The organism is Streptomyces venezuelae ATCC 10712 (assembly GCF_008639165.1).
In the GTDB taxonomy this organism is placed as follows: Bacteria; Actinomycetota; Actinomycetes; order Streptomycetales; family Streptomycetaceae; genus Streptomyces; species Streptomyces venezuelae.
Genome location: NZ_CP029197.1, coordinates 2,366,809 through 2,380,652 on the forward strand (window position 1 = coordinate 2,366,809; position 13,844 = coordinate 2,380,652).

The window sequence follows — 13,844 nt, forward strand, 5'->3', positions numbered from 1 at the left end:
CGCCAGCGAACGAGCGAGTACCGGAGAGGGAGGGCGACCCCATGCGCCGTATTTCGAGGACCCTGATCACCGCGGCCCTGGTGGCCGCGGTGATCGGCGGGACGGCGGGCTTCGCGTCCGGCGACAGCCAGCAGCCCGTGACGGGGGCGCCGGCCGGGACCGCCGAGTGGCGGGCGGCCGGGCTGCCGGACCCGGAGCGGATGACCCCGGCGGAGGTGGCGCGGTTCTTCGCGGGGCTGAGCCCGGTACGGCAGCGGGAGCTGGCCCGGACGCATCCGACGGTCGTCGGGAACCTCGACGGGGCGCCCCTGGAGCTGCGGTACGCGGCCAACGCCCGGGTCACGCACGGGGCGTTCGGCGGCGCCCGGGTCCTCGCCCACGACGCGCGCGGCCGCGGCCAGGTGGCCCTGGTGTACGGGGATCTGGCGCGGGCGGAGCACGTGTCGGTGATCGTGCCCGGCTCCGACATCGACGCGGGCCGCCTGCACCCGCTCACGGACATGGCGAACGAGCTGCGCCGGGCCACCGGCGGCCGGACGGCGGTCGTCGCCTGGGCCGGCTACACCACCCCGGTCGGCGTGGGTCTCGACGCGGCCACCGGCCGGCTCGCCGAGGCGGGCGCGGAGCGGCTCACCCGGTTCGTGGACGGTCTCGCGGCCGCCGGGGCGGCCGAGCCCTCGCTGTTCTGCCACAGCTACGGCTCCGTGGTGTGCGGGCTCGCCGCCCACGACCTGAAGGCCAAGGACCTGGTGGTCTTCGGCTCCCCGGGGATGCGCGCCGACAACGTGGCCGAGCTCGGCACCTCCGCCCGCGTCTGGGCCGCGAAGGATCCGACCGACTGGATCGATTGGGTCCCGAACGTCGAGGTCGGGGACCTCGGGCACGGCGCCGATCCCGCCGACCCGGCCTTCGGGGCGCGTCGGATCGCCGCCGACGACGCCGCGGGCCACGGCGGCTACTTCGCGCCGGGCACCGCCTCCCTCCGCACGTTCGCCGCGATCGCCGGGGGGGACGTCCGATGAGCACCCTCGCGACCACGGCCCGCCGGGCCGTCCGGAAGATCGAGTCGAGCACCCCCGCCCACCGCGACCGGGCCGTCGACGGGCTGCGCGCCCTGGCCCTGCTGGCCGTGCCGACCGGGCACTGGCTGCTCGGCGGGTTCACGCTCTCCTCCGACGGGGCGATCCACAACGCCAGCCCGCTCGGCACCTTCGCGGGTCTCGCGCCGGTCAGCTGGGTCCTGCAGATGCTGGGGATCTTCTTCCTGGTCGGCGGTTACGCCTCCGTCCTCTCCTACCGGCGGAGGAAGGGCTCCTCGGGCGAGTGGCTGAAGGGCCGGCTCGCCCGCCTCGGCCGGCCGGTGCTCGGTGTCACCGCCGTCTGGGCGGCGCTGCTGCCGCTGCTGCACTTCGGGTTCGACGTGCCGGTGGACAGTCTGCGGACGGCGTCGACGCTGGTGATCCAGCCGCTCTGGTTCGTCGGGGTGTACACGGTGGTCACCGCGCTCACCCCGCTGTGCGTCCGGGCGGCCCGCCGCCTCGGGGTGTGGGCCGCGGCCCCGCTGCTCGGTTCGGTCGCCGTCGTGGACTTCCTGCGGTACGGGCCGTACGCCGACGCCGTGCCGTCCTGGCTGAGCCTGCTGAACATCCTGCCGGGCTGGCTCTTCGCGTACCAGCTGGGCGTCTCGTGGGGCGAGGGCCGGGTCACCCGGCGGCACGCCTGGGCGCTGCTGCTCGGCGGGGCCGCGCTGTTCGCCGCCCTGCTGCTCGCCTTCGGCTACCCGGCGTCCATGGTCGGCGTGCCCGGCGAGGCCCGCACCAACTCGCACCCGCCGTCGCTGCTGGTCCTCGCCCTCGCCGCCGCGCAGAGCGGCGCGGCGATCCTGCTCAGGGACCGGCTCGGCCGGCTCCTGAAACGGCCCGCGCTCTGGGCGCCGGTCGTGGTGGTCAACCTGTCGGCGATGACGATCCTGTGCTGGCACCAGACGGCGATGCTGACGGCCGCGATCCCCGCCTCGTACCTCGGAGAGGTGCCGGGTCTGGTCGGCGCGCCGGACTCGGTCGGCTGGATCCTCGCCCGGCTCGCCTGGATGCCGGTCTTCGCCGGACTGCTCGTGCTGATCGGCCGGTACGCCCGGGGCTTCGAGTCCCCGTGGACGAGGACCGGCACGGCCCGCCGCACCGTGGCGGGCGTGCTGGCGGCGGGCTTCGCGGTCTTCGCGCTGGGGCTGGCGTGAGGGCCCCGGGGGGCTCAGGCCTCGCGCGCCGCGGAGGTGGAGCGCATGTCCGGGTAGCGGTCGCCCGCCACCTGGCCGGCGATCGGCTCCAGTTCGGCGAGTTCGGCCTCGGTGAGGGTGATGCGGGTGGCGGCGGCGTTCTCCTCCAGGCGGGAGCGCTTGCGGGTGCCGGGGATCGGGACGACGGTGAGGCCGTGCACCGAGGCCCGCTGCTGGACCCAGGCGAGGGCGATCTGCGCCGGGGTCGCCCCGTGCGCGGCGGCGATCTTGCGGACCGGGTCGAGGAGGGTGGCGTTCCGCTCGGCGTTCTCGCCGGTGAAGCGGGGCTGGAAGCGGCGGAAGTCACCGTCCGACAGGTCCTTGCCGGCGTCCGCGAACGCGCCGGTGAGGAAGCCGCGGCCGAGCGGGGAGTACGGCACGAAGGTGACGCCGAGTTCGGCGGCGGCGCCGACGGCGCTGCGTTCCACGTCCCGGGAGAAGAGCGACCACTCCGACTGGAGGGCGCTGATCGGGTGGACGGCGTGGGCCTCGCGGAGCTCGGCGCCGGTGACCTCGCTGAGGCCCAGGTGCTTGACCTTGCCCTCCCGGACGAGTTCGGCCATCGCGCCGACGGACTCGGCGAACGGGACCTCCGGGTCGCGGCGGTGCATGTAGTAGAGGTCGATCGTCTCGATGCCGAGGCGGCGCAGGCTGCCCTCGACGGCCTTCCTGATGTAGGCGGGGTCGTTGCGGACGGCCCGGTGGGCGGGGACGTCGGCGCGCCGCTCGATGGCGAACTTGGTGGCGAGGGTGACCTCGTCGCGGTGGGCGGCGAGGAACGGGGCGAGGAACTCCTCGTTGGCTCCGCTGCCGTAGATGTCGGCGGTGTCGATCAGGGTGACGCCGGCTTCCAGGGCGGCGTCGAGGGTGTCCCGGGCGGCGGCCTCGTCGGTGGCGCCGTAGAACTCGCTGATGCCCATGGCGCCGAAGCCCTGGACGCCGATCTCGGGTCCGTCCTGGCCGCCGAGACGTACGGTGTCGATCCTGGTCATGAAGGTGTTCCTCCGCATGCGGTCCCGTAATGGCTGATCTTGATGTCGAGCACGGCGAGCGTGTCCTGGAGCTCGGTGATCCGGGAGAGGACGTCCCGCCTGGTGGCTTCCAGGAGTTCACGGCGTGCGTCCCGGGTGTGGTCGCCCTCGCGCACCAGCTCGGCGTACCGGACCATGTCGGCGACCGGCATCCCCGTGAGCCGCAGCTTGCCGACGAACGCGAGCCAGTGCAGGTCCTGCTCGGTGAAGCGGCGCTGGCCGGTGTGCGAACGGTCGACGTGCGGCATGAGGCCGATCCGCTCGTACCAGCGCAGGGTGTGCGCCGAAAGACCGGTCAGCGCGGAGACCTCGCTGATGGTGTGGTGGGTCCGGGTTCCACTCGGGGTCGTGCTCGTGCTCGCCATCACGCTCATGCCCCCCACGCTAAAACGTTGGAGTGCACTCCAAGCAAGTAGGCTCGGCCCCATGCAGAGCAGCGTGCCGAGCCTGGCGTCGATCGAGAACTGGCCCGTCCCCACCGCGGCGGCCGCCGTGGTCCGCGCGGACGGCACCCTGGCCGGGTCGTACGGCCCCACCGGGCGGCGCTTCCCGCTCGCCTCGGTCACCAAGCCGCTCGCGGCGTACGCCGTCCTCGTCGCGTACGAGGAGGGGGCGATCGACCTCGACGAGCCCGCCGGGCCGCAGGGCGCGACCGTGCGGCACCTCCTCGCCCACACCTCGGGCCTCGCCTTCGACGAGAACCGGGTCATGGCCGCCCCCGGCACCCGCCGGATCTACTCCAACACCGGCTTCGAGGCGCTCGGCGACCATCTCGCGAAGGCGACCGACATCCCCTTCGCCGAGTACCTGCACCAGGCGGTCCTGGAGCCGCTGGGCATGACGTCGACGACGCTGGAGGGTTCGCCCGCCAAGGACGGCGTCTCGACCGTGGACGACCTGGTGCGGTTCGCCGCCGAGGTGCAGGCGCCGCGGCTGCTCGACCCGCGCACGGTCCTGGAGGCGATGAGCGTCGCGTACCCCGGGCTGACCGGCATCCTGCCCGGTTACGGGCACCAGAAGCCGAACGACTGGGGGCTGGGCTTCGAGATCCGGGACGGCAAGTCCCCGCACTGGACGGGCGCCGGTTCCTCGCCGCGTACCTTCGGGCACTTCGGGCAGTCCGGCACCTTCCTGTGGGTCGACCCGGACGCGCGGGCGGCCTGTGTGGCGCTCACCGACCGGCCCTTCGGGCCGTGGGCGGTCGAGGCGTGGCCGCCGTTCACGGACGCGGTCCTCGCGGACCTGCGCGCCGGCTAGGAACCGGGCGCCGTCGGCCGGGCGGCAGGCGACGAAGAGCGGGCGGCAGGCGACAGGCGGCGAACAGTAGGCGGCCGCCGGCCGTCATTCGTCGCAGCGCGCCGTGGGCAGCGTCCCGTCGGGGCCGCTGACGGAGACGTCGACCAGGCCGGCGGGGTGCTCCGCGTAGGCCGTCGTGCACACCAGCTGACGGGCGGCGCCCTCGGTCAGCTCCATCACCGGGAACGGGGCCCGCAGCCGGAGCAGCCGGCGCGGGGTCGCCCCGGCCGTCGCGTCCGGCTCGACGTGCGGCCCCTTCCCCCCGGCCGGTGGCAGTCCGGTGGTGATGCCCGCCGCGGCCTCGTCGGCCCGGGGGCCGGCGAGGAGCATGGCGAGGATCTTGTCGGTGGTGCTGTGCGCGCGCCGCAGCCCCTCGGGGGTGATCTCGTAGTCCGGCCCGAACCCGTCGTAGGGGAGCCGGGTGGCCCCCGACTCCGGCGCGTCGGAGGGCACCGGGCCCCCGTCCGCGAACCTCCGGGCCACCGGCATCGACCGGCCGTCGGGGCCGAGGAAGTAGAGCACGATCCGGTCCTCGGGGATCGGCTGGACCGCGACGGTCGCGGCGCCGCCCGCCTCGACGACGTCGGTGCCCTGGATGCCGCAGCCGGCGAGTGCCAGCAGGGCGAGCAGGGCCGCGGCGGTGTTCCTCCGGCGGTTCACAGCGGCATCCGGACCGTGAAGACCGCCCCGCCTTCGGGGTCGTTGGCGGCCGTGACGGTGCCCCCGTGGAGCCGTACGTTCTCCAGGGTGATCGCGAGGCCGAGGCCGCTGCCCGCCGAGCGGGTACGGGCCTGGTCGGCCTTGTAGAAGCGGTCGAAGACGTGCGGCAGGACGTCCGGGTGGATGCCCGGGCCCCGGTCGGCGACCTCCGTCACGAGCTGGTCGCCCTCCGTCCACAGCCGGACCGTCACCGGCGCCCCGCCGTGCCGCAGCGCGTTGCCGACGAGGTTGGCGACGACGACGTCGAAGCGGCGCGGGTCGAGCCGGGCCCTGATCCCCTCGCCGAGGTACGGGGCGACCTGCGCCGGATCGGTCCAGTGCCGGTTCTGCAGGGTCTTGCGGACGCAGTCGGCGGCGTCGACCTCGTCGGTGTGGAGTTCGGCGGCGCGGGCGTCGAAGCGGGAGATCTCCATGAGGTCCTCGACGAGCACGGCGAGCTTCCCGGTCTCGGCGCTGATCAGGCGGACGGCCCGGGCGGTGTCGCTGTCGAGGCCGTCGGCGTCCTCGTCGAGGACCTCGGTGACGGCGAGCATCCCGGCGAGCGGGGTGCGCAGTTCGTGCGAGACGTCGGAGGCGAAGCGGCGGGCACGGGCCTCGGCGTTGCGGAGCTCCGCGACGGAACGTTCCAGCTCGGCGGCGGACTCGTTGAACGTCCGGGCGAGGTCGGCGAGTTCGTCGCTGCCCTTGGCGTGGATCCGGGTGTCGAGCCGGCCGCGCCCCATGCTGTGGGCCGCGTGCCGCAGCTCCCGGACGGGCCGGAGCACCCCGCGCGCGGCGATCAGTGCCGGGATGAGGGCGACGGCGAGCGCGGGCAGCGCGCCGTCGCGGGCGGCCGTCACCATGGCCTCGACGTTCGCCTCCTCCTCGTCGAGGGCCATCACCGCGTAGAGGACGAGACCGGTGCGCTGCGGCGCCCCCTCGGCCGAGCGGGTCAGGAAGACGGCGGGCACGGCGATCGTGAGGTACGGGGTGCCGCCCTTGACGACCCGCTGGAAGCTGCCGTGCGGCAGCCGCTGGTCGGCCGCGCGGGCCCGCAGCTCCGGGGTGATGACGGAGGAGGAGGGCCGGTCGGTGGAGGAGACGCGGACGGTGCCGTACTCGGCGTAGACGCGCCAGGGGCGGGGCTTGCCCTGCCGGGCGATCTGCATGAGCAGGGGCCGCAGGTCGTCCTCGGCGACGGGCAGCCGGATGTTGAGGGCGTCGACCTGCTCGCGGAAGGCGGAGACGGCGGTGTCCTGCGCCTGTTCCAGGATGGCGCTGCGGGCGGCCCGGTAGGTGAGGGCGGCGGTGGTGCCGCAGCCGACGGCGGCGACGAGCAGGAAGGCGAGCACGAGCCGGGTGCGCAGACCGAAGGGGTGCGGGCGCAGCCGGGGGCTCCGGGCCCGGCGCCGGGCCGCGCGGCCGCGTCGCAGCTCGGCGAGCCCGCCGGGCCCGGGGTCCGGGCCGGTGCCGGGAGCGCCGTCGGGGCCGTGGTGCGCCCCGCCGCCCGGTCCGGTGTCCGGCTCGGGGCTCACGCAGGCCTTCACAGCGGTCCGAAGCGGTAGCCGAAGCCGCGCAGGGTCTGGATGTAGCGGGGTTCGCCGGGGGTGTCCTCGATCTTGTTCCGCAGCCGCCGGACGCAGGCGTCGACCAGCCGGGCGTCGCCGTGGTAGCTGTGCTCCCAGACGTGTTCGAGGAGCTGCTGGCGGCTGAAGACCTGCTCGGGGGCGGCCGTCAGATGCAGCAGCAGCTTCAGCTCCGAGGGGGCGAGGGCGATGCGCTCGCCGGACTTCGCGACGGTCAGCCCGGCCCGGTCGACGGCCAGGTCCCCGTGGAACTCGACGGCGGACCTGGCGCCGCCCGGCTCCTCGATGCGCCGCAGCACGGCCCGTATCCGGGCCTCGATGACCTCGGTACGGGCGGGCTTGACGATGTAGTCGTCGGCGCCGGCCTCCAGGCCTATGACGACGTCGAAGTCGTCGCCGCGGGCGGTCAGCATGATGATCGGCAGCTGGCTGCTCTCGCGGACCCGGTGGCAGACCTGGACGCCGTTCATGCCGGGCAGCATGAGGTCGAGCAGCAGCAGGTCGGGCCGGAACTCCGCGAGCGCGTCGAGGCCGGCCTCTCCGGTGGCGGCGGTGCGCACCTCGTGCCCGCGGCGGCGGAGCCCGAGCTCGACGCCTTCGCGGACGGAGGGGTCGTCTTCTATCAGCAGCACGCGGGGCATCTGTGCAGTATCCCAAGGTCGTAGGGCGCCTCCTGCCGGAGGGGGCGGTGGCTCAGGTGCGGCGGGCGAGGCCGCGCAGTCGGCCGGTCGCGGCCGTGAGGAGGGCCTGGACCCCGGTGAGCCCGAGGGGCCGGGCCAGGACGGCGAAGGCGCCGAGGACGGTCAGCGCCCCGGCGAGCCCGGAGGGTACGGCTCCGGCGGGTCCGGTGAGGTCGGTGACGAGGAGCCCGTACCCGGCGGCGGGCACGGCGGCGAACATCAGCCGCGCGAGCGCGGAGAGCGAGCCGCCGGAGACCGGACCTTCCGCGCCCCCGGACACCGGGGCGCTCCCCTTGAGCCGCCGCCTCAGCGCGTACGCCGTGACGGCCCAGCCCGCCCACAGGGCCAGCGAGTACCCGGCCGCCATCCCCGTGACCGCCCACCGGGTGGGCAGGACGTGGAAGGCGGTCACGGAGAGGCCCGCGTTGAGCCCGGCGATGACCAGGTTGAGCAGGAAGGGGGTACGGGTGTCCCGCAGCGCGTAGAAGGCGCGGGTGCACACGTACTGGCCGGACAGGGCGACGAGTCCGGGCGCGAAGGCCATCAGGATCCAGGACATCGCGCGGATGTCGTCGCCGGTGGTCGCCCCGTACCGGAAGACGACCGTCATCAGCGGCACGGCGAGCGCGAGCAGCGCGCAGGCGGCGGGGACGACGGCCGCCTGGCTGGTGCGCAGCGCGTACGAGACGTCCCGCCGGACCCCGGCGAGGTCGCCGTCGGCGGCGGCGCCGCTCATCCGGGGCAGCAGCGCGGTGACGAGGGAGACCGTGATGATGCCGTGCGGGACGGTCCACAGCAGATAGGCGTTGTTGTACGCGGCGAGACCGCCGCCGCTCACGGTGCCGCCCGCCGAGGTGGCGAGCAGCGTGGTCACCCAGTACGCACCCTGGTTGGTGAGGACGAGCAGCACCAGCCAGCCGGCCGAGCGCAGCGGCTCGGCGAGGCCGCTGCCCCGCCAGTCGAAGCGGGGCCGCCAGCGGAAGCGGGCGGCGCGCAGCGAGGGCAGCAGGGCGAGTGCCTGGAGCGCGATGCCGGCGGTGGTGCCCCAGCCGAGCAGGGCGGTCTCGCCGGGGGTGAGCGAGCCGCCGTCGGCGACCACGAGGAAGAGCGCGAAGACGGCGACGACCACGACGTTGTTGAGGACCGGGGTCCACATCATGGCGCCGAAGCGGCCACGGGCGTTGAGGACCTGTCCGAGCAGGGTGAACAGCCCGAGGAAGAAGATCTGCGGGAGGCAGGCGCGCGCGAACGCGACGGTCGTCTCCCGCTGCGCGCCCGTGTAATCGGTGTACGTGTCGACGATCAGGGGCGCCGCGAGGACCGCGCCGGCGGTGAGCGCGACGAGGGCGAGGGCGCACAGGGTGAGCAGCCGGTCGGTGTAGGCGGCGCCGCCGTCCTCGTGCTCCTTGGCGGCCTTGACCAGCTCGGGCACGAAGACGGCGTTGAGGGCGCCGCCGAGGAGCAGGGTGTAGACGATGGTGGGGACCGAGTTGCCGACCGCGTAGCCGTCGGCGACGTAGCCGGCGCCGAGCGCGGCCGCGACGACGGAGGCCCGGACGAAGCCGGTGGCCCGGGAGACCAGCGACCCGGCGGCCATCAGCGCGCCGCTGCGCAGCGCGGACGGTTTCGCCTTCGCCCGGCGCCCGCCGGGGCGCTGCGCGGTGAGCGTGGCCGTCATCGGCGGGCCAGGTACGCCTGGAAGGCGCGGTACAGCGCGTGGTTGGTCGTGCCCTGCATCGGTGTCTCCCACTCCCCCAGCGTCTCGACGACCTGTCCGCCCGTGCCGAGCTTCCAGCGCAGCAGGCCGTGGGCGCGGTCGTCCGGATCGAGGGTGGAGGGTACCCCGCGCAGGTCGTAGACGGCGGCGCCGAGGGCGTGGGCGTCGAGCATCATGCGCCACTGGAGGGCGTTGGAGGGGCGGACCTCGCGGCGGTGGTCGGCGGAGGCGCCGGTCTGGTACCAGACGCGTCCGCCGACGGTGACCATGGTGTGGGCGGCGAGGATCTCGCCCTCGTGGCGGGCCAGGTAGAGCTTCATGCGGCCGGGGTGCTCGGCGTTGAGGACGGCGTACTGGCGCTCGTAGTACGCGAGGGAGCGGCCGAGCCGGAAGCCGTCGCGTTCCTCGGTGACGCGGAGCAGCCGGTAGAACTCGGGAAGGTCGGCGGCGGAGCCGACGGTGATCTCGACGCCGGACTTGCGGGCCTTGCGGACGTTGCGCCGCCACTCCTGGTTGAGCCCGGTCCACAGGTCGTCGGGGGTGCGCCCGGTGAGCGGCACCTGGAAGACGTGGCGGGGCTGGGCGTCGGCGCCGTCCTCCGACTCGCCGCCGCAGCGCCGCCAGCCCCGGGCCCGCAGCCGTTCGGCGACGGCGGTGCCGAGCGGGTCGACCTCGTCGGCGAGGACGTCGGAGAGGCGACGGCCGGTGCCGGTGCCGGCCTTCACGGTGGCGGCGTTCCAGCGCCGGTAGGCGGGGCCGGGGCCCATCCGGACGGCGAAGACGCCGCAGGCGCGCAGATGCCCGAGGAGCGGGGCGAGCCACCGGTCGAGGTCGGGGTCGGCCCAGTCGGCGACGGGCCCTTCGGGCAGGTAGGCGAAGTACTTGCGGGTGCCGGGGAAGGGCCGCAGGAGGACCAGGGCAACGCCGGTCAGCTCACCGGACTCCGGTCCCCAGCCGACCAGTTGGTGCTGCCAGCCGTCCTTCACCCGGGCCCAGGCCGGGACCTGGAGGAAGCTGGGCCCGTCCGCACCGGAGCGGGACGCGAGGAAGGCGCGGTAGACCTCGGGGGTGACGGGGCCGAGCCGCAGGGCGCGGCGCTCGGTGGGTGCGGCCGTCACGAGCAGGGCTGACACAACGGGAGCCTCCTTGTTCCGCCCCTCGGTGGTGGGGCGCACAGCAGGCTCACAGCAGAATTCGACCGGGTCGCGCGTCGAATGTGACCGGACGATGACCGTTCCGACCCAGCCCTCGTCACAAGGGCCTCCGGCCCCGCACGAGGCGTCAGGAGCGACCTACAGTCCGGAACATCCCACTCGTCTCCATCCCGCGGAGGTCTTCCGTGCTGCCGATACGCACTCCCCGTCCCGCCCTCGCCGCCGTGGCGCTGACCGTCTCCCTCACCGCCTGTACGGCCCAGGCGGCGAGCGGCCCCGAGCGGAGCGGGGCGCCGGCCTCGGCCGCTCCCCCGGCGAAGGTGAAGGTCGTGGACCCGGCGGCGGGCCGGCCGGTGAAGGTGACCGCCACCGGCGGCACGATCGCCGGGGTGAAGGTGGTGGACGCGGACGGCGGTTCGCTCGCCGGGCGGACGGGTGCGGGCGGGGCGGACTGGACGTCGGACCGCAAGGCGGCCCCGGGAACCACGTACACGGTGGAGGTGAGGTCCCGCACCGCCGACGGCAAGGAGTCGACGAGCACGTCCTCCTTCACCACCCCCGAGCCGGCGAAGGTCAACAAGGTCACCCTGGCGCCCGGCAAGAACACCACCGTCGGCATCGCCCATCCGCTCTCGATCGTCTTCGACCTCCCGGTGACCAGGAAGGCGGACGTGGAAAAGCAGCTCAAGGTGACCACGTCGAACGCCACCGAGGGCTCCTGGGGCTGGGTCAAGGACTACTCGGGCCGGGACCGGGCGGACTGGCGGCCCAAGGAGTACTGGAAGCCGGGCACGAAGGTCACCCTCGAAGCGGACCTGAACGGCACGGACTCGGGCGGCGGCTGGTTCGTACGGGACTACCGCACCGGCTTCACGATCGGCGCCGCGCAGATCGTGAAGGTCGACCTGGACCGCCACACGCTGACCCTGAACAAGGACGGCCGCACCGTCCGTACGATCCCGGTCTCCGGCGGCACCCCGGGCGGCGACAAGCGGTCCTGGCGGGGCACGGCCGTGCTGATGGCGAAGGAGGGCACCATCAACATGAACTCCGAGACGGTCGGCCTCGGCGACGCCTACGACAAGATGGTCGACTACTCGATGCGGCTGACCTGGTCGGGCATGTACGCGCACGCGGCCCCGTGGAACGCGCCGTACTTCGGCAGGGCCAACAAGAGCTCCGGCTGCATCGGCATGAGCGACGAGAACGCCGCCTCCTTCTACGCCTCGGTGAACGTCGGCGACCCCTTCGAGATCACCGGCGCGGAGACCAAGGGCACGGTCGCCGAGGGCAACGGCTACGGCGCGTGGAACCTGAGCTGGGCGCAGTGGAAGGCGAAGAGCGCCCTCGCCTGAAGGCCCGCCCCGCCGCGGTTCAGCCCAGCGCCCCGCGCCGGTCCCGCATCTCCCAGATCAGGATCTCCGCACCGGTCGTGGCGACGAGGGTGCGGCCAGCGCCGCCGGTGATCCGGGCCGCGTCGCCGGGACCCAGGTCCTCGTCGCCGAGCCGGACCGCGCCGCGCACCACATGGACGTACGCGAAATCGGCGGGCGGTACGGCGACGCCCTCCCCGGCGGCCGGCCGGTGGACCCGCAGCCGCGCGTCCGCCGCCGGCAGCTCGTAGCCGTCACCGATGCCGCGCACCACCTCGTACGAGGGCTCCCCGCCCGGCGCCAGCGGGGCGAGCCACATCTGCACGAAGACCAGCGGCCCGGCGCCGTCGTTGCGCTCCACGTGCCGGACGCCGCCCGCGGAACTGAGCCGCTGGAGGTCCCCGCGGCGGACGACGGTGGTGTGCCCGGCCGTGTCGTGGTGGGTGAGCTCGCCCTCCACGACCCAGGTGACGATCTCGGTGTGGCTGTGCGGATGCTCGTCGAAGCCCGCGCCGGGCGCGAGCCGCTCCTCGTTGCAGGCGAGGAGCGCGCCGAAGCGGAGGTTGTCGGGGTCGTAGTGCGGCCCGAAGGACAGGGCGTGCCGGGTCTCGATCCCGGCCGCCGGGTCGCCCCCGGGATACCGCTCGCCGGCGCGCTGGATGCGTATCACGGGGCCTACGGTAGTCCGGCCGCCGCCCGCCGAGCGGGAGACCCCGTCGGCCCCCGCCGGAGGCGAACCCGCCCCGACCCCGCACGCTGCCGTCCCGATAAGGCAGTCTTGTCCCCGTGCCAGAACCCACGAACGCCCCTCACCCGCACGCCGCGACCCTGAAGCGCCTCGAACAGTCCTCCGGGCGGCTCGCCGCCAACGCCATTGCCCGCATGGACGAGACGCTGCCGTGGTACCGGGCGATGCCGCCCGAGAACCGGTCGTGGATCGGTCTGGTCGCCCAGGCCGGCATCGCCGCGTTCACCGAGTGGTTCCGGCACCCGGAGACCCCGCAGGCCATCTCGACGGACGTCTTCGGCACCGCGCCCCGCGAGCTGACCCGCGCGATCACCCTCCGCCAGACCGTCGAGATGGTCCGCACCACCATCGAGGTCATGGAGACGGCGATCGAAGAGGTCGCCGCCCCCGGCGACGAATCCATCCTCCGCGAGGCGCTCCTCGTCTACGCCCGGGAGATCGCCTTCGCGACCGCCCAGGTGTACGCCCAGGCCGCCGAGGCCCGGGGCGCCTGGGACGCCCGCCTGGAGTCACTCGTGGTGAACGCGGTGCTCTCCGGCGAGGCCGACGAGGGCGCGGTCTCCCGCGCCGCCGCCCTCGGCTGGAACTCCCCCGACCACGTGTGCGTGATCCTCGGCACCGCCCCCGACGGCGACAGCGAGCTCACCGTGGAGGCGATCCGCCGGGCCGCCCGCCACGCCAAGCTCCAGGTCCTCACCGGCGTCCTCGGCGACCGCCTCGTCGTCATCGCCGGCGGCAACGACAACCCGCTCGCCGTGGCGAAATCCCTGATCGGCCCGTACGCGGCGGGCCCGGTCGTGGCCGGCCCCGTCGTCCCCGACCTGCTCGCCGCGACCCGCTCCGCGCAGGCCGCCGCGGCGGGCCTCAAGGCCTGCTCGGCCTGGCAGGACGCCCCCCGCCCGGTGCTCGCCGACGATCTCCTCCCGGAGCGCGCCATCGCCTCCGACCCGTCGGCACGCGAGCAGCTGGTGGAGGAGATCTACAGACCGCTGGAAGAAGCGGGCTCGGCCCTGCTGGAAACTCTCAGTGTCTATCTGGAGCAGGCCAGCAGCCTGGAAGGCGCGGCGCGGATGCTGTTCGTCCACCCCAACACCGTGCGCTACCGGCTTCGACGTGTGACCGACGTCACCGGCTGGTCACCCTCCGACGTCCGTTCCGCGTTCACGCTGCGGATCGCCCTCATCCTGGGACGCTTGGCCGACGGAGATCCGCAGTCCTAGACTTTTGTCGAACACCAACAATTCCCCCGACGGTTCTTCGTCCCTGTCCCCACGGGCGCTCGGAG

Annotated in this window: 13 protein-coding genes; 5 read left to right on the forward strand and 8 right to left on the reverse strand. The window is 74.2% G+C overall.

Annotation, left to right across the window (positions count from 1 at the left end):
- Positions 1-41 precede the first annotated feature (41 nt).
- Both DEJ43_RS10865 and DEJ43_RS10870 read left to right on the forward strand, forming a co-directional pair.
- Positions 42-1,022: an alpha/beta hydrolase gene (locus tag DEJ43_RS10865; protein WP_015033398.1), complete on the forward strand. Its 981-nt coding sequence runs from the start codon at positions 42-44 to the stop codon at positions 1,020-1,022.
- Complete coding sequence (locus DEJ43_RS10870) at positions 1,019-2,236, forward strand: acyltransferase family protein (RefSeq protein WP_015033399.1); 1,218 nt, start codon at positions 1,019-1,021, stop codon at positions 2,234-2,236. The genes DEJ43_RS10865 and DEJ43_RS10870 overlap by 4 nt, the downstream gene beginning before the upstream one ends.
- 14 nt (positions 2,237-2,250) lie before the next feature.
- Here the strand turns inward: DEJ43_RS10870 and DEJ43_RS10875 are convergent, their stop codons facing one another.
- On the reverse strand, positions 2,251-3,267 hold the full coding sequence (locus DEJ43_RS10875; RefSeq protein ID WP_015033400.1) for an aldo/keto reductase: 1,017 nt from the start codon (positions 3,265-3,267) through the stop codon (positions 2,251-2,253).
- Positions 3,264-3,671, reverse strand: a complete 408-nt coding sequence (locus DEJ43_RS10880; protein WP_015033401.1) for a MerR family transcriptional regulator — start codon at positions 3,669-3,671, stop codon at positions 3,264-3,266. Before DEJ43_RS10880 ends, DEJ43_RS10875 begins: the two co-directional genes overlap by 4 nt.
- Before the next feature lie 61 nt (positions 3,672-3,732).
- Here DEJ43_RS10880 and DEJ43_RS10885 point away from each other — a divergent pair, with 61 nt between their 5' ends.
- The gene (locus tag DEJ43_RS10885; RefSeq protein ID WP_015033402.1) at positions 3,733-4,563 is read left to right on the forward strand and encodes a serine hydrolase domain-containing protein; all 831 of its coding nucleotides are present in this window, start codon (positions 3,733-3,735) and stop codon (positions 4,561-4,563) included.
- A gap of 84 nt (positions 4,564-4,647) precedes the next feature.
- On the opposite strand, the gene DEJ43_RS10890 is transcribed toward DEJ43_RS10885, so the two are convergent.
- The 5 genes from DEJ43_RS10890 to DEJ43_RS10910 are packed head-to-tail and all read right to left on the reverse strand — an operon-like array spanning position 4,648 to position 10,417.
- Complete coding sequence (locus DEJ43_RS10890) at positions 4,648-5,262, reverse strand: hypothetical protein (protein ID WP_015033403.1); 615 nt, start codon at positions 5,260-5,262, stop codon at positions 4,648-4,650.
- On the reverse strand, positions 5,259-6,836 hold the full coding sequence (locus DEJ43_RS10895; RefSeq protein WP_106433834.1) for a sensor histidine kinase: 1,578 nt from the start codon (positions 6,834-6,836) through the stop codon (positions 5,259-5,261). Before DEJ43_RS10895 ends, DEJ43_RS10890 begins: the two co-directional genes overlap by 4 nt.
- A gap of 8 nt (positions 6,837-6,844) precedes the next feature.
- A complete protein-coding gene (locus DEJ43_RS10900; RefSeq protein ID WP_015033405.1) occupies positions 6,845-7,528 on the reverse strand; it encodes a response regulator transcription factor in 684 nt (227 codons plus the stop codon).
- A 52-nt stretch (positions 7,529-7,580) separates the two neighbouring features.
- Positions 7,581-9,245: a murein biosynthesis integral membrane protein MurJ gene (gene murJ / locus DEJ43_RS10905; RefSeq protein WP_015033406.1), complete on the reverse strand. Its 1,665-nt coding sequence runs from the start codon at positions 9,243-9,245 to the stop codon at positions 7,581-7,583.
- Entirely contained in the window at positions 9,242-10,417 is a 1,176-nt protein-coding gene (locus tag DEJ43_RS10910) for a lipid II:glycine glycyltransferase FemX (RefSeq protein ID WP_041662350.1), read from the reverse strand. Before DEJ43_RS10910 ends, murJ begins: the two co-directional genes overlap by 4 nt.
- 206 nt (positions 10,418-10,623) lie before the next feature.
- Here DEJ43_RS10910 and DEJ43_RS10915 point away from each other — a divergent pair, with 206 nt between their 5' ends.
- Positions 10,624-11,793 carry a L,D-transpeptidase gene (locus tag DEJ43_RS10915; RefSeq protein WP_015033408.1) on the forward strand — a complete coding sequence of 390 codons (1,170 nt, stop codon included), beginning with the start codon at positions 10,624-10,626 and terminating at the stop codon, positions 11,791-11,793.
- A gap of 19 nt (positions 11,794-11,812) precedes the next feature.
- Here the strand turns inward: DEJ43_RS10915 and DEJ43_RS10920 are convergent, their stop codons facing one another.
- Positions 11,813-12,481, reverse strand: coding sequence for a pirin family protein (locus tag DEJ43_RS10920; protein ID WP_015033409.1), 669 nt, complete (start codon positions 12,479-12,481; stop codon positions 11,813-11,815).
- A gap of 116 nt (positions 12,482-12,597) precedes the next feature.
- Between DEJ43_RS10920 and fasR the strand changes: the two genes are divergently transcribed.
- Positions 12,598-13,779 (forward strand): fatty acid biosynthesis transcriptional regulator FasR, encoded by a 1,182-nt coding sequence (gene fasR / locus DEJ43_RS10925; RefSeq protein ID WP_015033410.1) that lies wholly within the window; start codon positions 12,598-12,600, stop codon positions 13,777-13,779.
- The last annotated feature ends 65 nt before the right edge of the window (positions 13,780-13,844 follow it).

Excerpts from the sequence above, each read along its gene's own strand:
- DEJ43_RS10870 (WP_015033399.1), top strand. The coding sequence starts at position 1,019 with ATGAGCACCCTCGCGACCACGGCCCGCCGGGCCGTCCGGAAGATCGAG.
- DEJ43_RS10900 (WP_015033405.1), bottom strand. The coding sequence starts at position 7,528 with ATGCCCCGCGTGCTGCTGATAGAAGACGACCCCTCCGTCCGCGAAGGC.
- murJ (WP_015033406.1), bottom strand. The coding sequence starts at position 9,245 with ATGACGGCCACGCTCACCGCGCAGCGCCCCGGCGGGCGCCGGGCGAAG.
- DEJ43_RS10875 (WP_015033400.1), bottom strand. The coding sequence starts at position 3,267 with ATGACCAGGATCGACACCGTACGTCTCGGCGGCCAGGACGGACCCGAG.
- DEJ43_RS10865 (WP_015033398.1), top strand. The coding sequence starts at position 42 with ATGCGCCGTATTTCGAGGACCCTGATCACCGCGGCCCTGGTGGCCGCG.
- DEJ43_RS10880 (WP_015033401.1), bottom strand. The coding sequence starts at position 3,671 with ATGGCGAGCACGAGCACGACCCCGAGTGGAACCCGGACCCACCACACC.
- DEJ43_RS10885 (WP_015033402.1), top strand. The coding sequence starts at position 3,733 with ATGCAGAGCAGCGTGCCGAGCCTGGCGTCGATCGAGAACTGGCCCGTC.